The organism is Vermiculatibacterium agrestimuris (genome assembly GCF_943193085.1).
GTDB classification, from domain to species: Bacteria; Bacillota; Clostridia; order Oscillospirales; family Oscillospiraceae; genus Vermiculatibacterium; species Vermiculatibacterium agrestimuris.
The window spans coordinates 1-20206 of the sequence record NZ_CALPCU010000009.1 but is presented as its reverse complement, the minus strand read 5'-3'; the positions used below and the strand labels follow the sequence as shown (position 1 = coordinate 20206).

General features: G+C 50.3%; 19 protein-coding genes and 1 pseudogene. 16 read left to right on the top strand and 4 right to left on the bottom strand.

The window, feature by feature from the left end; translation table 11 throughout:
• The first annotated feature begins 112 nt into the window (after positions 1-112).
• The 6 genes from NFR87_RS04440 (at position 113) to NFR87_RS04420 (ending at position 3338) form a co-directional block, all read left to right on the top strand.
• A complete protein-coding gene (locus NFR87_RS04440) occupies positions 113-598 on the top strand; it encodes a methylated-DNA--[protein]-cysteine S-methyltransferase (protein ID WP_251446969.1) in 486 nt (161 codons plus the stop codon).
• Positions 599-719: 121 nt separating this feature from the next.
• Entirely contained in the window at positions 720-1502 is a 783-nt protein-coding gene (locus tag NFR87_RS04435; protein ID WP_251446966.1) for a ZIP family metal transporter, read from the top strand.
• A gap of 6 nt (positions 1503-1508) precedes the next feature.
• Complete coding sequence (locus NFR87_RS10480) at positions 1509-1676, top strand: ketopantoate reductase family protein (protein WP_338147035.1); 168 nt, start codon at positions 1509-1511, stop codon at positions 1674-1676.
• Between the two features lie 47 nt (positions 1677-1723).
• Positions 1724-2410 (top strand): ketopantoate reductase family protein, encoded by a 687-nt coding sequence (locus NFR87_RS04430; RefSeq protein ID WP_338147034.1) that lies wholly within the window; start codon positions 1724-1726, stop codon positions 2408-2410.
• Complete coding sequence (locus tag NFR87_RS04425; RefSeq protein ID WP_251446965.1) at positions 2407-3075, top strand: L-2-amino-thiazoline-4-carboxylic acid hydrolase; 669 nt, start codon at positions 2407-2409, stop codon at positions 3073-3075. The genes NFR87_RS04430 and NFR87_RS04425 overlap by 4 nt, the downstream gene beginning before the upstream one ends.
• Before the next feature lie 35 nt (positions 3076-3110).
• Complete coding sequence (locus tag NFR87_RS04420) at positions 3111-3338, top strand: hypothetical protein (protein ID WP_420910703.1); 228 nt, start codon at positions 3111-3113, stop codon at positions 3336-3338.
• An 80-nt stretch (positions 3339-3418) separates the two neighbouring features.
• On the opposite strand, the gene NFR87_RS04415 is transcribed toward NFR87_RS04420, so the two are convergent.
• Positions 3419-3649, bottom strand: a complete 231-nt coding sequence (locus tag NFR87_RS04415) for a hypothetical protein (protein ID WP_251446962.1) — start codon at positions 3647-3649, stop codon at positions 3419-3421.
• A 259-nt stretch (positions 3650-3908) separates the two neighbouring features.
• Between NFR87_RS04415 and NFR87_RS04410 the strand changes: the two genes are divergently transcribed.
• The 4 genes from NFR87_RS04410 to NFR87_RS04395 all read left to right on the top strand — a co-directional run bounded on the left by NFR87_RS04410 (position 3909) and on the right by NFR87_RS04395 (position 8955).
• Complete coding sequence (locus tag NFR87_RS04410; RefSeq protein ID WP_251447156.1) at positions 3909-4637, top strand: class I SAM-dependent methyltransferase; 729 nt, start codon at positions 3909-3911, stop codon at positions 4635-4637.
• An 82-nt stretch (positions 4638-4719) separates the two neighbouring features.
• On the top strand, positions 4720-5337 hold the full coding sequence (locus NFR87_RS04405; protein WP_251446959.1) for a TetR/AcrR family transcriptional regulator: 618 nt from the start codon (positions 4720-4722) through the stop codon (positions 5335-5337).
• Between the two features lie 112 nt (positions 5338-5449).
• Positions 5450-7225, top strand: coding sequence for an ABC transporter ATP-binding protein (locus tag NFR87_RS04400; protein ID WP_251446957.1), 1776 nt, complete (start codon positions 5450-5452; stop codon positions 7223-7225).
• On the top strand, positions 7222-8955 hold the full coding sequence (locus NFR87_RS04395; RefSeq protein WP_251446954.1) for an ABC transporter ATP-binding protein: 1734 nt from the start codon (positions 7222-7224) through the stop codon (positions 8953-8955). The genes NFR87_RS04400 and NFR87_RS04395 overlap by 4 nt, the downstream gene beginning before the upstream one ends.
• Positions 8956-9403: 448 nt before the next feature.
• On the opposite strand, the gene NFR87_RS04390 is transcribed toward NFR87_RS04395, so the two are convergent.
• From NFR87_RS04390 to NFR87_RS04380, 3 genes are all read right to left on the bottom strand, one after another.
• On the bottom strand, positions 9404-10036 hold the full coding sequence (locus NFR87_RS04390) for a hypothetical protein (protein ID WP_251446951.1): 633 nt from the start codon (positions 10034-10036) through the stop codon (positions 9404-9406).
• A 146-nt stretch (positions 10037-10182) separates the two neighbouring features.
• A complete protein-coding gene (locus tag NFR87_RS04385; protein ID WP_251446948.1) occupies positions 10183-10911 on the bottom strand; it encodes an alpha/beta hydrolase in 729 nt (242 codons plus the stop codon).
• Entirely contained in the window at positions 10908-11318 is a 411-nt protein-coding gene (locus NFR87_RS04380; protein ID WP_251446944.1) for a peptide deformylase, read from the bottom strand. Before NFR87_RS04380 ends, NFR87_RS04385 begins: the two co-directional genes overlap by 4 nt.
• Before the next feature lie 264 nt (positions 11319-11582).
• On the opposite strand from NFR87_RS04380, the gene NFR87_RS04375 reads away from it, so the two are divergent.
• From NFR87_RS04375 to NFR87_RS04350, 6 genes and pseudogenes are all read left to right on the top strand, one after another.
• Entirely contained in the window at positions 11583-11804 is a 222-nt protein-coding gene (locus NFR87_RS04375; protein ID WP_251446941.1) for a helix-turn-helix domain-containing protein, read from the top strand.
• Positions 11805-11888: 84 nt separating this feature from the next.
• The gene (locus NFR87_RS04370; RefSeq protein WP_251446939.1) at positions 11889-12785 is read left to right on the top strand and encodes a HamA C-terminal domain-containing protein; all 897 of its coding nucleotides are present in this window, start codon (positions 11889-11891) and stop codon (positions 12783-12785) included.
• Between the two features lie 13 nt (positions 12786-12798).
• Entirely contained in the window at positions 12799-15048 is a 2250-nt protein-coding gene (locus tag NFR87_RS04365; protein WP_251446935.1) for a DEAD/DEAH box helicase, read from the top strand.
• A gap of 201 nt (positions 15049-15249) precedes the next feature.
• Positions 15250-18510, top strand: a complete 3261-nt coding sequence (hsdR, locus tag NFR87_RS04360) for a type I restriction-modification system endonuclease (protein ID WP_251446932.1) — start codon at positions 15250-15252, stop codon at positions 18508-18510.
• Positions 18507-19937 carry a class I SAM-dependent DNA methyltransferase gene (locus NFR87_RS04355; RefSeq protein ID WP_251446929.1) on the top strand — a complete coding sequence of 477 codons (1431 nt, stop codon included), beginning with the start codon at positions 18507-18509 and terminating at the stop codon, positions 19935-19937. Before hsdR ends, NFR87_RS04355 begins: the two co-directional genes overlap by 4 nt.
• A pseudogene (locus NFR87_RS04350) lies at positions 19937-20206 on the top strand (restriction endonuclease subunit S); the annotation flags it as partial. The gene NFR87_RS04355 and the pseudogene NFR87_RS04350, both read left to right, overlap by 1 nt.

Below are 20206 nucleotides of genomic sequence, written 5' to 3'. Positions count from 1 at the left end.
CCGCGCCCTCCTTTGTGTGAAGCTATCTTATCATGGCCGGCGGCCTGTCGTCAAGGCGACGGTAGCCAGGGGCCGAAAAATGTGTTATACTATCTCAAAAGGAGGGAAACGTATGTTGTATACGGCCCACTATGACGCCCCTGTGGGGATGCTGACTCTGGCTGGCGACGGCCGGTATTTGACAGGACTTTGGATCGAGGGGCAGAAGTACTTCCTGGCCTCCCTGACGGAGCTGCCCGAGACGGTTGACGATCTGCCCGTTTTCAAGCAGGTCAAAGCCTGGCTGGACGCATACTTTGCCGGGGAGAGGCCCACCCCGGAGAACCTGCCATTGAAGCCGGAGGGGACAGCCTTTCAGCGGTCGGTCTGGGCCCGGCTGAAGGAGATACCATACGGCCAGGTGAGCACATACGGCGCCCTGGCTGAAAGGCTGGGGACTGCCTCTGCCCGGGCTGTGGGCGGGGCGGTGGGACACAATCCCATCTCCATCATCCTGCCCTGCCACCGGGTGGTGGGCGCGCACGGGAGCCTCGTCGGCTATGCCGGTGGCCTGGATAAAAAGCGGTGGCTTTTGGCCCACGAGGGCGTGGAGCTGTAAAAGCCGCTCCAAACCGGTCATTCCCCCAAAGGGGAGTACCTTCTAAAAGTGGATTGACAGTCAGAAGGGAATGGCGTAAGCTATAGTTAGCTTACACTAACTATATTTATAAGGAGAAAATATGACAACGGAATTTATTTTGGGAATCCTGCTGCCCTTTTTGGGGACGGCTTTTGGGGCGGCCTGCGTGTTTGCGATGCAGGGGCGACTTCATACCAAGGTGCAGAGAGCCTTGACGGGCTTTGCCGCCGGGGTCATGGTGGCGGCCTCCGTCTGGAGCCTGCTGGTGCCCGCCATGGAGCAGGCGGAGGATATGGGCCGCTGGGCATTTCTCCCGGCGGTCATTGGGTTTTGGCTGGGCGTTTTGTTCCTGCTGGTTTTGGACAGGACGATCCCACACCTTCACCAGAACAGCAGTCAGCCGGAAGGCCTCCACACCCGGCTGAAACGGACGACCATGCTGGTGCTGGCCGTCACCCTCCACAACGTCCCGGAGGGTATGGCGGTGGGCGTGGTGCTGGCAGGCTGGATGGCGGGCAACGGCGGCATCACCGCCGCCGGTACGCTGGCGCTGTCCATCGGCATCGCCATTCAGAACTTCCCGGAGGGCGCCATCATCTCCATGCCCCTGCGGGCGGAGGGAGTGGGGAAGGGGCGCGCGTTTCTCTATGGTATTCTCTCCGGTGTGGTGGAGCCGATCGCCACCATGTTGACCATTTGGGCGGCGGGTTTCATTCTCCCCGCTCTGCCCTATCTGCTCAGCTTCGCCGCGGGAGCCATGATCTATGTGGTGGTAGAGGAGCTGATCCCGGAGGCGTCCGCCGGGGAACACTCCAACCTGGGGACGCTGTTCTTCGGGTTGGGCTTTACCGTCATGCTGGCGCTGGATGTGGCGCTGGGGTAAACGAATATGAAAATCTTGATTTATGGAGCGGGTGTCATCGGCAGTTTTTACGCTGCGCTGCTGAGCGGAGCAGGACATGACACCACCGTCTATGCCCGTGGAAAGCGGCTGGACACGCTGAAGGAAAGCGGCCTGCTTATGAATACAGGGGACAGCTTCTTTCGGCGCAGGTAAAGGTCATCGACCGTGTCGCAGATGCGGAACGGTATGATTATATCTTTTTGACGGTCAGGGAGAACCAGGTACATACGGTGCTGAAAGAGCTTTGTTCCAATTGCAGTCCCAATATCGTGACCATGGTGAATACCCTGGAGTCATACAGCCGGTGGGAGGCGCCCTGTGGACAGGGGCGCATTATCCCCGCGTTTCCCGGAGCAGGCGGCAGTTTTCAAGGGAATACCTTGAAAGTCGCGCTGACTCCAAGGCTCATTCAGCCTACGACCTTTGGGGAGATCGGCGGAGCGAAAACAAAGCGCCTTGCGGAGCTGTACCGGCTGTTCAAAAAGGCGGGTATTCCCTGTCAAATCGTCAAGGATATGCAGGTTTGGCAGCTGTGCCACCTGGCCATGGTGGTGCCCATTGCCGACGTCTACTACGCCTCGGAGCATCCCGAAAGGGTATGGCGGGAGAAAGCGGTCATGGACCGGACAGCAAGGCAGCTCAAGCATAATTTTCGGACACTTCACGCCTTGGGCTTCTCCCTGTCTCCCCGGAAAATGAACCTGTTCCGGCTTGCGCCGGTGCGGCTGTTGCGAATCGGCCTGACCGCCGTTTTCAAAAGCCGATTCGGAGAGATGTTTATGTACCGGCACTCCATGAACGCCCCGGATGAGATGCGGCAGCTGCACAGGGAGTTTTATCAATATATGACGGATAAGACGAAACAGGGAGAGGAGATTTCGCCATGAGATACACATATTGTGAACGCTTTCTGTGGCAGATCATCGCCCCGGCGTCCCTCCGCTACTTGACAGAGCAGGGCTGGGATGCCACGCCGCTGAAAAAGAAGGCCAAGACGATCTACCGCCAGATGGTGAAGCGTACTCCCGGCATCGGCGGGCTGACCGGAAACTCCCTCCACATCTGCCTTGTGGCCGGGATGATCTGGCTGTCCATCTATGAGGCGGCGGAGGGCAAAATGGGCGAGGATTGCTTTGGAAAGATGGTGGTAGCCGGGCTGGAAAGCCCCATGGTCAAAGCGTCCTTTACCGGAAAAGCAAAGGCGGCATTCACCCTGGCGGCACAGCAAAAGCGGGCAGCAAAGGCAGTGCGGGACAATGCCGCCCCCGGCGGGGCGTTCAACTGGCAGGCGGAGGTCGTCCTGGGCCGGGACGCGGAGGAATTCACCGTGCTCTACCACCAGTGCGGCCTGTGCGCCCTGGGCCGCCAGGAGGGCCTATCCCAATTGGTGCCCTATCTGTGCGCCCTGGATACCCTGTCCATCGGCTGGATGGGCGGCGCGCTTTACCGAACCAAGACCCTCGCCGCCGGCGGAGATTGCTGTGACTTCTATATCTGCAAAAAGGATTCCCAATGGGACAGAGAACAAAAAGCAGGAGGGGTATCATACTGAAAATTACAGTACAGGTAGATGGGATGATGTGCGGGATGTGCGAGAGCCACATCAATGACGCCATTCGCAAGGCGTTTCCGGTGAAGAAGGTCACCTCCTCCCACAGTAGGGGAGAGACCGTGCTCCTCACAGAAAGCGACATTCGGCTGCTGGTGCGGTTCATGTTCCAAGCTGCCCGGAAATACCCGGAGGAGTGCCGGCAGACCCGGCTGGATATTGACGAAAAGCTGTCCCGCAGCATTATGGAGTGGGAAAGAGGATAAGGGTATCGCTCCGAACAGGGGTTGGAGCTTTAGGAGAGGATCGCTGAAAAAGCAAAACAGGGGTGGGTGAAAAGAATATGTCAGAACAGGGAGATCATGGGACTTACCGCCTCCAAACAGACGGCTTTCACGGGGAGCTGTTCCGCCCGGAGCGGGACAGCTATCTGGGGAAGGCGCTGATCTGTTTCAGCGGCAGTGATGGGAGATTTGAGTGGATCCGGATGCTGGCGCAGGTCTTTCAGGCTCATGGGCTGACGGCACTGGCCCTGGCCTATGTGATGGAGGAAGGATTGCCCAAACAGTTTTATCATGTTCCCATCGACCCGCTGGAGGCGGCGGCAAAGCGGCTGCATGACATGGGCTATGAAAAAGTGGGGCTGTGGGGTATTTCCAAGGGGGCGGAGCTGGCGCTGACGGCGGGAAGCCTTTTGCCGGGGCTGGTCAACGCGGTGGTGGCGGTGGCCCCCATGAATACGGTGTGCCAGGGTTTCTCTGAGGAGAGAGGGATCACCATAATGCCGGGGAGCGCATGGAGCTTTCACGGCGAGGAAGTCCCCTACACCCCCTTTGGTGAAAAAACCCGACCCCGCCGCAATCATCCGGGCAGAGGACATCTCCGGCAGGGCCATGTACCGCCTGCAATACATGTGGATCAACTGCGTCATCCGGCAGTACAATCTGGCCTGGGAGATCGCCGAATATCTGAAACAGCACCCCCAAGCCACGGTCGTAGAACTGGGAGCGGGGCTTTCTTGTTTGCGGCGGCAGATGGGGAACGAGACAAATCCCTGGTACTGCCTGGACATGGAGAACGTCATCGCCCTGCGGGAAAAGCACATTCCCAAGGGCGAGCATGAACAGAATGTGGTCTGCGACCTCAACGACTTTTCCTGGTTCGACCAGATCGACTTTGACCCGGCAAAGGGCGTCGTGTTTACTGCCGGGGGCCTGTTCTACTACTTCGAGACAGAGCAGGTGCGCTGCCTGCTCTGCGCCATGGCGGAGCGGTTCCCCGGCGGCATGATAACCTTTGACGCGGTAAATTCCCTGGGGCTGAAAGGGGTCAACGCCGAGGTGAGACTGGCGGGGAATAACAGCACAAAATCCTTTTTCTCCTTGGAGCGGCCCAAAGAGGAATTGGAGAACTGGTCGCCCAGCATCATCAATGTGATGGAGAAAGACTATGCCGACGGCTATCTGAAAGGCGGATACCGGAAAACGCCCATTACCCGGCTGTTCAACTGGATCATGCGAACCGTCCACATGAGCTTTATGCTCCATGTGGAGTTTCAGAAATAAAATCTCTCTTGGGTATTGACAAGAGAGATTTTAGTGCCTATAATATAACAATGTTATATAACGCTGTTACGGGGTTGATACTATGGGCGAGGGAGAACAGAATACGCTGGAGCGCATCCACTGTGCGGCTATGGCGGAATTTCTGGAGAAGGGATTCCGGGACGCCTCTTTGCGGCAGATCGTGAAAAATGCCGGGGTGACCACCGGGGCCTTCTATGGGTACTTTTCCAGCAAAGAGGCCCTGTTTACGTCCATTGTAGAGCCTCACGCGGCGGCGGTGATGGGACGGTTTATGATTGCGCAAACAGAATTTGCCGAGCTGCCCAGGGAGCAGCAGCCCGCCCACATGGGCAAGGAGTCCGGCGAGTGCGTGGAGTGGATGATCGACTATGTCTACGACCACTACAGGCCCTTTAAGCTCCTGATCTGCTGCAGCGACGGTACCCCCTATGAGAACTTCGTCCACAATATGGTAGAGATCGAGGTAGAGTACACATTCCGCTATATAGAGGTGCTGAAAAGTCTGGGGCATCAAGTTCCGGAGCTGGACAAGGAACTGTGCCACATGATCGCCAGCGGAATGTTTGAGGGGATGTTTGAGATCGTCCGCCACGATATGCCCAAGGCCCGGGCCAAACGGTTCATTGACCAGCTGCGGGAGTTTTCTACCGCCGGCTGGATGAAAATAATGGGGCAGTGAGCCCTATTATTTTTGGTCCTAAGTTAGCTAACACTAACTATAAATTCTGGATATTGGAGGGCGACTGCAGCGCTTTCTGTATCATACACCTTTCCCACAAGGAGGCATCTATGTGAAGAAGAAAAGTAATCTCAAGGAACTGATGGGTTACGCCGGGGGACACAGGTATCTGACTTACCTGTCCCTGCTGCTGTCCGCCGTCAGCGCGGTACTGGCCCTGTTTCCCTTTGTGTTCCTGTTCCGGATCATTCAGGAGGTCATTGCGGTGGCCCCTAATTACGCAGAAGCTGCCCAGGTCGTACATAATGGATGGATGGCGGTGGGCTTTGCACTGGCGTCCATCGTGATCTATGTGTGTGCCCTGATGTGTTCCCACCTGTCGGCCTTCCGCATTGCGGGAAACATCCGCAAGGCGCTGATGGCACACATTGCCGAGCTTCCCCTGGGCTTCATCGGGGAGATGGGCAGCGGGAAGATCCGCCGCATCGTCAACGACAGCAGCGCGGCCACCGAGACCTATCTGGCCCACCAGCTCCCCGATATGTCGGCGGCCATCACCACGCCTGTCTGCATGATCGTCATGCTGTTCCTGTTCGACTGGCGGTTTGGCCTTGTCAGCCTCCTGCCCATTGTCCTGGGCTTTGCCGCCATGTTCAAGATGGTGGGGCCGCAGATGGCGAAGGATATGAAAGACTATATGGACGCGCTGGCGGATATGAACAACGAGGCGGTGGAGTATGTCCGGGGCATCCCCGTGGTCAAGACCTTCGGGCAGACCGTCCACTCCTTTGCCCGGTTCAAGGGCACCATCGACAACTATTACAAATACTGCATTGCCTACTGCAAAAAGTGCCGGGGATCCATGCTGATGTACACGGTGTTCATCAACAGCGCCTTTGCGTTTTTGATCGTGCTGGCGCTGATCCTGACCGGGGACGGGCCGGTGGCACAGCCGATTCTGCTGAACTTTCTCTTCTATGTGATCTTTACCCCCATTATCGCCACGGCCATGTCCAAGGTCATGTATATGAGCGAGAATGGGATGATCGTAGCCGACGCCCTATCCCGCATCCACACTGTTCTGGATGAGAAACCGCTGCCCGAGACCCGCGGCGGAAAAGCTCCAATGGACAATTCTGTGGTACTGGAAAACGTGTCTTTCCGCTACAAAGGGGGCGCAGAGGATGCGATCAAGGATGTGACCATCCGGGTGGGCGCTGGGGAGACCGTGGCTCTGGTAGGGCCCTCCGGCGGCGGCAAGACCACCGTGGCGGGGCTGATCTCCCGGTTTTGGGATGTGACAGGAGGGGCTATCCAGATCGGCGGCGTCAACGTAAAGGACATCCCCAAGGAGACGCTGATGGACACCGTGGCCTATGTATTCCAGGATAGCCGTCTGCTGAAGGCATCCATTCTGGAAAATGTGCGTCTGGCCCGGCCCAACGCCTCCCGGCAGGAGGTGGAGCGTGTACTCCATGAGGCCCAGTGCGACGACATTATCGCCAAGCTGCCCCAGGGCATCGACACGGTGATCGGGACAAGGGGCGTGTACCTCTCCGGGGGCGAACAGCAGCGCATCGCCATCGCCCGTGTCATGCTGAAGAATGCGCCCATCCTCATTTTGGACGAGGCCACCGCCTTTGCCGACCCGGAGAACGAGGCCCTGGTGCAGCAGGCCTTTGAGCAGCTCTCCAAGGGCAAGACGGTCATTATGATCGCCCACCGGCTGACCACCGTCAAGAACGCCGACCGCATTTTTGTGCTGCGGGAGGGCCGGGTGGAGGAGAGCGGCACCCACGACGCCCTTGTGGCCGGCGGCGGGCTTTACGCCAAGATGTGGCAGGATTATCAGACCTCTGTGAGCTGGAAGGTAGGTGCTGCGAAATGATCGACAAGCTGATGAAACGCTTTGCCCTCTCTCGGGAGGGGGCGAAGGGACTGGTGCGGGCCACAGCCGCCTGCGCTGTGGCCGACCTGGTGCTGATGCTCCCTGTGGGGCTGCTCTATCTGCTGGTGAGCGATTTCCTGAGGGGCGGACATTCCTCCGGCCAATACGGGCTTTATGCCGCTGGAATTGCCGGGGCGCTGGTTTTGGTCTGGCTCTCCGAGTTTTGGAAGTACAATGCCACCTACTTTTCCACCTACCGGGAATCCGGGGCCTGCCGCATCCGGCTGGCGGAGAAGCTGCGCCAGCTCCCCCTGTCCTTCTTCGGCAAAAAGGATCTGTCCGACCTGACCAACACCATCATGGGGGATGTGCAAACCGCCGAGCAGATGTTTTCCCACTATGTCCCTCAGTTTTACGGCTCGGTGATCTCCACCTGCTTGGTTGCTGTCAGTCTGCTATGCTACGATTGGCAGATGGCCCTCGCCGCCCTGTGGGTGCTGCCGGTGGCGCTGGTGATCGTGGGTGTCTCCAAAAAGGCGCAGAACTATTTTACCCGCAGGCAGACTGCCGCAAATCTCGCTGTGGCGGACGGCGTGCAGGAGTGTTTGGAGACCATCCGAGACCTAAAAAGCAGTAAGGCGGAGCAGCAATATCTGGATAGGCTGGGGGAGAAGATCGACGTACTGGAGGTGCGGCATATCAAGAGCGAGCTGGGCTCGGCCATGTTTGTAGTCCCGGCCCAAATGGTCTTGAAGCTGGGCATCGCCTCGGTGGCTTTGGTGGGCAGTATGCGCCTGGTCAGCGGCGAGTTATCCCTTGTGACCTTCTTCCTGTTCCTGCTGGTGGTCTCCCGCATCTATGAGCCCATGAGCTTTTCCCTGCAAAATCTGGCGGCTATGAACTCCCTGCAGGTAAACATCGACCGCATGAATGAGATCAACGAAACTCCTTCCCAGCGCGGCGAACCGGCCTTTTCTCCCAAGGGCTACGACATTGTCTTTGACCATGTGGGCTTCGCCTACAATAGCGGCGAGACAGTGCTGAAGGATGTGTCCTTCACCGCCAAGCAGGGCGAGGTCACGGCCCTGATCGGCCCCTCCGGCGGCGGCAAGTCCACCGCCGCCAAGCTGGCGGCGCGGTTTTGGGATATAGACCGGGGCAAGATCACCGTGGGCGGCGTGGATGTGAGCAAGGTTGACCCGGAAAGGCTCCTGACTGCCTACTCCATCGTATTTCAGGATGTGACGCTGTTTAACAACACCATCATGGAGAATATCCGCATCGGCCGGAAGGACGCCACGGATGCGGAGGTCATACAGGCGGCCAAGGACGCGATGTGTGACGAGTTTATCACCAAGCTCCCCCAGGGGTATCAGACCATGATCGGGGAGAACGGCTCCACTCTCTCCGGGGGCGAGCGGCAGCGCATCTCCATCGCCCGCGCGCTCTTGAAGGACGCACCTATCATTCTGCTGGACGAGGCCACCGCCTCCTTGGACGCGGAGAATGAAACGGAGATCCAGCAGGCCATCTCCCGGCTGGTAGAGCGAAAGACGGTGCTCATCATCGCCCACCGCATGAGGACGGTGGAGAATGCCAACAAGATCGTGGTGCTGTCCGATGGCACTGTGGCGGAAACAGGAGCGCCGGAGGAGCTGATGAAGCAGAATGGGGCATTTGCCCGAATGGTGAGGCTGCAGACCGAAAGTCAGAATTGGGTGCTGCGGTAGTCTATCAGCAGTTGATACGCCAATCAATGAATAAGCAAAAGCCCCTCTGAAATTGCTGATTTCAGAGGGGCTTTGTTTTGAGTGGCGCAACTTGAACGCACGGTTTCCACATCCCAAAGAATACAGAGAACTTTTTTATAACATTTTTTGGACATTTATAGCAGTTTCTGCTCCATTTGATATGCTCTTTAGAACTCTCTAACCGTGGGTTTTCCATGTGGTCCAGCCCCAACTGTGGCTAAATATGTGGTCAAAAACGCTTCCTACCCTGAGCTGATGCTTTGCACTGGCCAGGACGGGAAGCGTTTTTTGTTTCTGTTGATTGAATTGTAACTCTGACGGAGGAGGTATGCAAGTCTTTTCTGAGAGGGGGAAGCAGTTACCTTGCTGTAAACAAGGAAACAGACATCCCCTTGGGGCCTATTTTAGTGAGCCACAAAAGATGTTCTTATTTGCCAAAATGCCGCTGGTAACACTCGTTTATTGTTTGGGCGTACAAGGATCTGGAATGCTTATTAGGATCTGTATTCAGATTCTTCTTATCCAGATATATGTCCAGTACTTCATTCCAGAAGCCCTTTTTCTTAAGGACATCTACTTTTCGTTCAAGGTCACGATCAGGCTGCGCTTGAAACGCCCAGGCACAAGCTCTTGTCTGTCTATCAAATTGAATATACTGCTGTCCTTCTTTACAATTATGGACTATCGCAAAATCACAACTATGTATGATAGATGATCGACGATAATCTATACACTTGATCGTCAGCACTCGGGTCGAATCTTCACAAGGCGAATATCCATAGTTTCGTGCGATGCGATTCAACGCTTCCCGTAAAATCTCCCTAATCTCTTTCGGCGCATAGTCTTCATCATCGTCATTGACTTCGATATTAACATCAAAGTCAAATCCCTTGTTAGTCTTGGAATCATAGGTAATCATGTTGCGCTTTGAACTGCCGATGAAGGTAAACTGAAATGTAAAATCACTTCTCACCTCATCTTGAACCCTGTTGATGATTTCAATGAGTTCCTTTTTGTAGGGCATGGCTTTCTTTCGAGACACATAGTCAAAATGATACATGAGCGATTCCTCCAAACTTGTTTTCCCCATGCCTCCCATTTAGTCTTACTGAACTAAATCGTTGTATTATAACAGAGAATACAGATTTGTCAATACTTTTGGAGAAATATGCGAAGTTCCTGTGCTTGCCACGCATCAATCATGTTTTATGGGACAGCAAAGGCGGCAATGGCCTCTACCGTCTGCTTGATTTGCTCCTCACCTGAAATGGCGGGAGTACCATCGCCATCCTGAGAGCCATAGCTACCGAACTGGGCATGACAGCCGCTCTCCAGAATGACTTCTGTGGTGTCAGCAGGAAGGTTTGCCCAATTCTTTTTGTAACTCTCCCGATCCATCACCCCATCCTCCGAGCCATAGATGGAGAGTACCCGCAGCGGTGTCTGGGTGAGATCCTTGGTGGAGTACGCAGCCAACAGGATGAGCCCATTGTAATCATCTGAGTGTGCGGCGGCGTAGTATGCTGCCATGGCGCCACCCAGAGAGTGCCCAGCTATATACCAGGTTGTGACCTCTGGATACTTTTCTGGAAGCCCATCTGCCGCATTGGCATCCAACACCGCCAGGTTGCCGGGCATCCGAACCAGGGCACAGAGGAGCCCCTGCTCTGCACAGGCCCGCAGTAGGGGAGCGTAGGCCGTGTGTTCCACCTTTCCTCCGGGATAAAAGATCAGCCCTGCAATCGGCTCCTGGGGAACGAACCAGGTTATATTCCCGTCCTCCTTGATCTGCACCTCGTCTGTCTGATAGGCCATGGCGGCCAGTGCGGCTTCGTCAGCACGGTAGTAGTCTGCCACATAGGCATAGCCGCCGACCCCAAGCAGGAGAAGAAAGGTCAAGCATACAGCGAGAATGATTTTTGTCTGCTTTTTCATATGATAATTCCTTCGCAGTGGTCGATCTCGTGCTGGATGATCTCCGACGTCCAGCCGGTAAAGGTCTTGATTCGGGTCTGGAAATTTTCGTTCTGCCACTGCACCTTGATGGATTGGAAGCGTTTGGTTTTCCGGGTGCCAGTGAGGGATAGGCAGCCCTCCTCGGCCTCATAGGGTCCGGACTGTTTGACAATGACAGGATTGAACATGACCATATATTCGCCCTCGTTGTCAAAGGCAATGATGCGCTTATTGACGCCGATCATGTTTGCCGCCATACCCACACAGCCATCTTTGTGAGCGATGAGGGTGTCCAGAAGATCCTGCGCTATGCCAAGGTCGCTTGTCGTGGCGACTTCCGCCTTTTGAGCAAGAAAGGCCTCGTCTTTGCAGATTTCACAGATCATATCGAACCTCCTATATCAGTGCAGTTTTCTTGAGTTTAGTATATCAATTTTGCGTGCCCCATGCAAGAGAGTGAGATGCGTGCTAGCTTCCAACTGCAAGAATAATCATGCGATCACATTATTTTCTTGCCTTTTTCGCCAAAATCTGATAATATGAATTACAACGCTGTCAGTGTTGGTATACGCCTCGGCAGTATGGATCTATAAAAATGCTCTGCCGAGCGGCAGGGCATTTTTTGTATGTCGGTATGGAGGAACTATGTTATGGCGGTTAGTTATAAAAAACTTTGGAAGCTGCTCATCGACAAAGATATGAAAAAGAAAGACTTGTGTGCCAAAGCGGGCATCAGTTCGGCATCTGTGACCAAGATGGGCCATAACGGTCATGTTACCACGGAAATCCTTTTGAAGATTTGCACAGCGCTGGATTGCCGAGTGGAGGATATTATGGAGATCGTGCCAGACGAAGACGATAATATGCAGTAAAAGAAAGAGCAAGGTGGTTTAATGCAAGCCATAAATAATATGGGCCGGAGCGGGGTCCTGGTTTTGAAAATTGACGAGGACGACGTGAACACTGTGTTGTTAAACACAGACGTGAGTAGTGATGGCCTACTGCAGTACGCATATGATAATTTTGCTTCCGTTTTTTCTGAAAATATTTTAGAGTATGCATTTGCATATGCGGAAATTCCGAGAGATCAAATCACAAAGAAACAGAGAGAGGCAGCTCAAAGTCTCCTAAAGCTTCATGAGATTGATAGACTTAGGTATTATCTTGAACGTGATATCCCTGAGGAAGAATGGGATCCTGACTTTTTGCGATGGTATGAGAAAAAAGGGGTGTTGGGAGAAATTATATTGCACATGATTCTAAAAGAATTTAAAAATACTATTCCCCTCATTTCAAAAATGTATTTTAAGGATTCTTTTTCCCAGGAAGCAAAAGGGTTTGATGCTGTACATGTTAGCCAGGATGGCCAGACATTATGGTTAGGCGAAACCAAATTCTATAAGGCGTGGAAAACCAACGGAGTTATAAAAGGCGGTATTGACGAATTGGTCGGAGACCTAAAAAAGCATATAACCAAAGACTACCTTACTGAGCAGTATGTAATTATCAAACGTGGGCTTGAAGCTCAGTTGGAGCACCCCCAAAGGGCAGTATGGATTGAAAAGTTGAGCAAGCCTGTTTTGTTAAAAGATGTATTTCAATATATATGCATCCCTCTTTTATGCATTTACGAAGATAATATCGCGTTGGACTATCTAAAAGCCGTCGATGATGCTATCAAAGATGCAGATATCGTTACCCATACAACAACACTTCGTGATTATTATAATTCAATTAACACGTTTCCTTATCGGGAGCGGGTTCAAACGGTATTGATTCTTATGCCCATAGAAGCAAAGAAAAAGCTTGTGAAATGTATGATTGAAAAAATTTGGCATATGCAAAGTATCTAACCAGGAGGCAGATATGGATTTCTTTCAGAAAATTGATAATATTGCCTTGTTAGAGCCTAATGATCAATTTGATTTGTTCCAGGCCATTTCTAACGCTTTGAATTCAGAGAGTACCGAAACTCAGACAGTTGGAAGAAATCATTTGATAAAAATCATTGATGTATGGGAGACTGTTCCAACCGCATTGAAACCCATGTGGGAGGATTTAATTGAGGCAGTCGGCTTCTATCCCTATATTGAAAAATATAAAATGACGCTAACCGATCTTGACGCACGCATACGGCAGGAATATCATCGGTCAGATTATATTTTTGATAAAAGTCTACATAGTAAGCAAAAAGAACTATCAGAACTGGTTCTTTCAAAGCGGAATGTCGTTGTAAGTGCTCCTACCAGTTTTGGAAAAAGCTTATTGATTGAAGAGATCGTTGCCAGTGGCATATATAGAAATATTGTTATTATTCAGCCCACCTTGGCGTTGCTTGACGAGACTCGAATAAAATTAAAACGGTATTCTGATCAATACAAGATAATTGTTCGAACATCGCAAACCGCCTCGACAGAAAAAGGAAATATTTTTTTGCTTACAGCAGAGCGAGTATTAGAGTACCCTGATATGCCACATATTGATTTGCTTATTATTGATGAATTTTACAAGCTTAGTAAGCAGCGGGAAGATAACAGGGCAAATATATTGAATATCGCATTTCTTCGTATGATGAGGAATCCTTCCTGCCATTTTTATCTGTTGGGCCCAAATATTGATAATATTTCTCCCGGTTTCTTGGAAAAATATGATGCTGTTTTTTACAAGACTGGCTATTCGCTGGTTTATACTGAAACAGAGAATCTCTATGATATTGTGAAGAAAAAGCAGGGCGGCAAAGTGTCAGCCGAAGATATTTTCGCAGTGTTAGATAAGACTGAGGATCAATCTCTAATTTTTTGTTCATCACCGTCGACCGCTCGAAAGTTGGCCTTTGCCTATTGTAATCATCTGGAAGACCAAGGAATCCAACGAAATGAGGACATTCCTTTGATTCAATGGATTCATGAAAATCTTGGCGTTGAATGGTCTCTGGCACACTGCCTTGCAAATGGGATTGGAGTTCACGATGGCTCCATGCCCAAACATATCACGACATCAACTATTAAATACTTTAATGACCGCAAGCTAAGATTTTTATTCTGTACTAACACTATAATTGAGGGCGTTAATACTTCTGCTAAAAATGTGATTTATTATGATAATAAAATTGGTACTCGTAATGTTGATTATTTTGACTATTCTAACATTCGAGGGCGAGCAGGCCGTTTAATGGAGCATTGTGTCGGTCGAGTAATAAATCTTAAAAAACCGCCGCAGGCGAAAGAAATGACTGTCGATATTCCGGCATACACCCAGAATCCGATTGATGATGAAGTGCTGGTAAACATTGAAAAAGCTGAAGTTAAATCTTTCAATATGGAACGGTATCAGCACTTCGAGAGTTTGCCTGATGCATTGAAAGTTATTTTGAAGCGTAATGCTGTCTCAATTAAGGATCAGCTTGAGTTGTTGCCAATCATCCGTAAGATGATGCTTGATCCAAATGGTAGAGGCGACATTGTTTGGAGAGATTTAAGAGATAAAAAACTGTATGGTCATCTTTGCGTTATATTTGACTTAGTAAAAGAACGTTTTGTTGAGGGAAACGATAAAAATGTGCTTATATCCACAAAATGGATGGCGACCCAAACGGTCAGCTATATTTATAACAAAAATATCCGGCAAATGATTAATGACCGTGTTTCCTATTATGCCAAAGAGCATCTTAAAAAGATTACTAATAATTATTCAGATATACATTTCTCAATGAAGCAGTTTATAACTGACTATCCTGAAGTGGCACGACAACTTGCAGATGAAGCAATTGAAACTATATTTAGATTTCAGAAGAACTGGTTGCAATATAAAATTCCCAAGTGGCTGAATGTTGTCGACTCACTCCAGAAATATATTGCTGCGGAAGAGGGAATCCAAGCAGGAGATTATTCATTTATAGCAGAAGCAATTGAAAATGAATTTACTGATGCAAATATTCGTATTCTTACAGAATTTGGCGTTCCGAGTTCTGCAATCAGAAAGATATTGGATCGATATAGGCATCGTCTAAAGGACTTGACGGAGGACCAAGTAATTTCGGCCATTATTCGAAACCGTCAGCTGATAAATCGCTGTCTAACTCCGTATGAAATTGAATCGTTAGAGCGGTGTTTATAAGAGTAATTGTATTGATGCGATAATCGCGGGAGATATAGGAAAAACTCTGAGGCGGTTTCTGACCCCTGTGACGAGCGACTGAGGAAACCAATATACTTCATTTTGCAAAAGGGCGGTATTGTAGCCGAGAATTATTTTTTGTCCCTTAACTTCTGATAATATAGAATTATCGGAAGCTCTACTAAAGTTAGGAGGATACACATGAAGTCTAATTTTGAATTTCTTAATAGATACTGGCCGGCATTGGCACAGATCGGTGCTGCGGCGGAGAATTATGTGTATTCTGATGCCAACGCCTGCCTATATAAGATGGGCATGTTTGGGGAGCGCTTGGTCCGTGAGATTTTTGCTTTTGAGCATATTAGGGAACCTGCCGTAGACAATACGCATGCCAACCGGATTCGCCTGCTGAAACGAGAAGGTTTGATCCCAAAGAAAATTGACGATATCCTATTCGCATTGCGTAAGACCCGTAACGATGCCGTACACGCTGGTGCGGATTCCATAGAGGATGCAAAAACTCTACTCTCTATGACCTATAACCTTGCGGTTTGGTTTATGGAGGTATATGGCGATTGGGGATATATTGCTCCCGCCTTTGTTGTGCCAGAAAATGTAGAGCAGCCGGATTATGAGACTATCATCAAGGAGCAAGAAGAAAGGATTACAGAGCTTTCCAAGCAGATCGAGGAGGTATCCACGGCAGCATCGTCTAAGACTGCCAAGGAACGAGCTGAAAAGGGCGAAACTGCATCTGAGAGCATGGAGCTTTCTGAAGCTGAAACTCGCTATCTCATTGATGAGCAGCTTCGCAAGTATGGCTGGGAAGCAGACACTAACAGCCTGTGCTATTCTAAAGGTGCCCGCCCCCAGAAAGGAAAAAATCTTGCCATTGCTGAGTGGCCCACCGATTCTACCGTGGGTAAAAACGGCTATGCAGATTATGCCTTGTTTGTTGGGTTGAAGCTTGTGGGGGTTGTTGAGGCCAAAAAAGCAGCGATTGATATCCCCTCAGTGATTGACTACCAGTGCAAAGAGTATGCCAAGGGAATCAAGGCCGAACATAAAGAGTATATCATCAATCAGTGGGGAGCATATAAAGTCCCGTTTGTCTTTGCAACCAATGGCCGCAAGTATCTGAAACAGATTGATACCAAATCCGGTATCTGGTTTCAGGATTTGCGCAGTGGAGCTAATGCACCCAAGGCATTGCAAGGATGGATCAGCCCTCAAGGTTTGATGGAGCAACTTGAAAAGGATATTGCTTCGGCTAACGCAGTACTCCAAAATACACCGTTGGATCTGCTATGCGATCCAGACGGTTTGAATCTTCGCAAATATCAAATAAGAGCCATTGAAGCAGCGGAGCAAGCTGTTATTGATGGAAAGCAAACCGTTTTGCTATCCATGGCGACTGGTACCGGAAAGACCCGTACGATTCTGGGCATGATCTATCGTTTTATTAAGAGTGACCGCTTTAAGCGGGTACTATTTCTGGTAGATCGAACAGCGCTGGGGGAGCAGGCTGAGGATGTGTTCAAGGAAGTCAAAATCGAAGAATTGATGACTTTGGATTCTATCTATAACATTAAAGGGCTGGACGAAAAGGAAATCGATAAGGAAACTAAAATACATATTGCAACGGTGCAGAGTCTTGTTAAGCGTATTCTCTATCCCGAAGGCGATACCATGCCCTCTGTCACAGATTACGATTTGATCGTGGTTGATGAGGCACATCGTGGATACATTCTGGATAAAGAGATGAGCGAAACGGAGATGCTCTATCGCAATCAGGATGACTATATCAGCAAATACCGCACTGTTATCGAATATTTTGATGCCGTGAAGGTTGCTTTGACGGCGACTCCGGCATTACACACAACCGAGATTTTCGGAAAGCCTGTTTTCAACTATTCCTACCGTGAAGCGGTCATTGACGGTTATCTGGTTGATCATGATGCCCCCCATGATATCCGCACTAAACTTCGTGTAGAAGGTATCAATTACGAGAAGGGAGAGCAGCTTGCAATATACGATCCGGTTACCGGCGAAGTCCTTAATAGTGATGAGCTGGAAGATGATATGAAGTTTGAAATTGACAGCTTCAACCGCCGGGTCATTACTGAAAACTTCAATCGCACGGTTTTCGAAGAAATTGCTTGGGATTTCAATCCGGACGGGCAGGGAAAGACCCTTATTTATGCCGTTGATGACAACCACGCAGATCTTATCGTCAAGATTTTGAAAGAGATTTATACGGAGGGCGGCGTTGATAACGATACGGTGATGAAGATCACCGGCAGCGTGGCAGGAGGGAATAAAAAGAAGATATCCGAGGCCATCAAGCGCTTCAAGAATGAGTCTCTACCCAAAGTCGTGGTTACTGTTGATCTTTTAACCACGGGCATTGATGTGCCGGAAATAACCACTCTTGTCTTTATGCGCCGCATCAAATCACGTATTCTCTTTGAACAAATGCTGGGCCGAGCTACCCGGCTATGTCCCGTTATTGGCAAAACCCATTTTGAGATTTATGATCCTGTGGGTGTATATGAATCCTTGCAGGATGTCAGCAATATGAAGCCTGTTGTGACCAACCCCTCGGCCGGCTTCGAAGATTTGATTAGGGGACTGGAAGTAGCAGCTACTGACGAACAGCTTGCCTATCAAATTGATCTGGTTGTTGCCAAGCTGCAGAGGAAACGCCGTAATGTAAGCGAGAAAGCCCGGGAACAGTTTATCCATCTTACTGGGGGTAAAGATCTTTCTGATTTTGCAGAACACCTCAATGGCAGTACTGTCAAAGAGGCAACCGCAGAACTTCTGAACCATCGTGAAGCCTTCTCGGTATTGGATATGGACAAGCCTCGCAGTAAGCACTCAGTAGTGATTGACTACCATGAGGATGAACTGATTAGCCATACACGTGGCTACGGCGAGGGGCAGAAGCCGGAAGACTATCTGGATGCATTCAAAGCATTTATTAACAACAATATGAATACCATCGCCGCACTGCGGACGGTTTGTACGAAACCCTCTGAACTCACCAGAGAAGATCTTAAGAGCTTGAAACTGGAGCTGGACCGTCATGAGTTCACGGAGAAGCAGTTGAACACGGCGTGGAATGAGATGACCAATCAGGATATTGTGGCAGATATTATTGCATTTATCCGTCAGCAGGTTTTAGGTTCCGCACTGGTTAGCCATGAACAGCGAGTAAAACACGCCTTTGCAAAATTAAAGCTTAACCATGACTTCAATAAGAATCAGCTTGATTGGCTTAACCGTATTGAAAAAGTGCTCCTGGAAGAGAGCGTTTTGGATGAGCAGATTTTTGAAGTCGGAGCATTTAAGAACGCTGGAGGATTTTCCATCATTGACCGGCGCTTCGGCGGAAAGCTCCGTGAGATCATTACGGAGCTGAATGAGTATCTCTATGAAGATGGGGGAAGTGTGGCATGAACAATCAGGAGATCGTAGCAAAACTCTGGAATCTTTGCAATGTGCTGAGAGATGACGGCATTACTTATCAGCAGTATGTTACTGAGCTTACCTATATTCTTTTCTTGAAGATGTGCAAAGAGACTGGTACAGAAACAGCAATACCCGAGCAATATCGCTGGGATCAGCTTACCGGCAAGCAGGGCGTTGAACTTAAGCGTTTCTATAAGGAACTTCTCGACCATCTGGGGGACAACTGCACTGGCCGTGTCCGTGAAATCTATCAGGGGGCACAGACCAATATTGACGAGCCCAAGAATCTGGAGAAGATCATTACAACCATTGATCAGTTTGATTGGTATAGCGCCAAAGAGGAGGGCTTGGGCAATCTATACGAAGGGTTGCTCGAAAAGAACGCTACCGAAAAGAAATCCGGCGCCGGACAGTATTTCACGCCCCGAGTGCTTATCAATGTTATGACCCGTTTGATTGCACCGCAGCCCGGTGAACGGTGTAATGACCCCGCCTGTGGTACATTTGGCTTTATGATTGCTGCTGACCGCTATGTTAAGGATCACACCGATGACCTGTTTGAATTGCCCGTAGATCAGCAGGAATTTCAGAGAACCCAGGCTTTCTCTGGATGTGAATTGGTGCATGATACCCATCGGCTGGCATTGATGAATGCGATGCTGCACGATATCAGTGGCCCGATCTATCTTGGAGACACTCTTTCCAACTTCGGTAAGAATATGAAGGGTTATGATGTGGTACTAACCAATCCACCCTTTGGTACTAAAAAGGGCGGTGAGCGTGCAACCCGTGATGACTTTACATTTCCGACCAGCAATAAGCAGCTTAATTTCTTGCAGCATATTTACCGCAGCTTGAATACTCATGGCAATGCCCGCGCTGCTGTGGTTTTGCCAGACAATGTACTGTTTGCGGATGGTGACGGTGAGCGTATTCGCCGTGACCTGATGGAGAAGTGTAATTTGCATACCATTTTGCGCCTGCCCACCGGCATTTTCTATGCCCAGGGCGTTAAAACTAACGTGCTGTTTTTTACCCGTGGAACTTCCGATAAGAACAATACAAAGGAAGTTTGGATTTATGACCTTCGTTCCGATATGCCCTCCTTTGGAAAGACGAATCCCTTGAAAGAAAGTCATTTTGACGAATTTGTCGAGTGCTATAAGGACGGTGACCTGTCCGCCCGGAAGGAGACCTTCAGCGAGGAGAATCCCAACGGCAGATGGCGCAAGTACACCTATGAGGAAATTTTGGATCGGGATAAGACCAGCCTGGATATCACTTGGATAAAGTCTGACTCTGGTATGGCGGATTATACTCTTGCGGAGTTGTTGGAGCAGATTAAGGAGAAGTCCGCTAATATTGCCAAGGCTGTGGCTGCGCTGGAAGAACTGATTGGCGAGGTAGATGAATAATGGATACGAAAGCATTGTGGCAAAAGGTGCTTGATCTTGCCATTCGTGGTAAGTTGGTTCCGCAAGATCCCAATGATGAACCGGCTTCTGTTCTGCTGGAGCGCATTCGTCAGCAAAAGCAGCAGATGGTGAAAGATGGTAAGCTCAAAGCCAAGGATATCAAGAATGATACTATTATCTTTGTTGGTGAGGATAATTTACATTATGAGAAGTTCGCCGATGGAGCGGTAAAATGTATTGAGGATGAGATCCCATTTGACCTGCCGGAG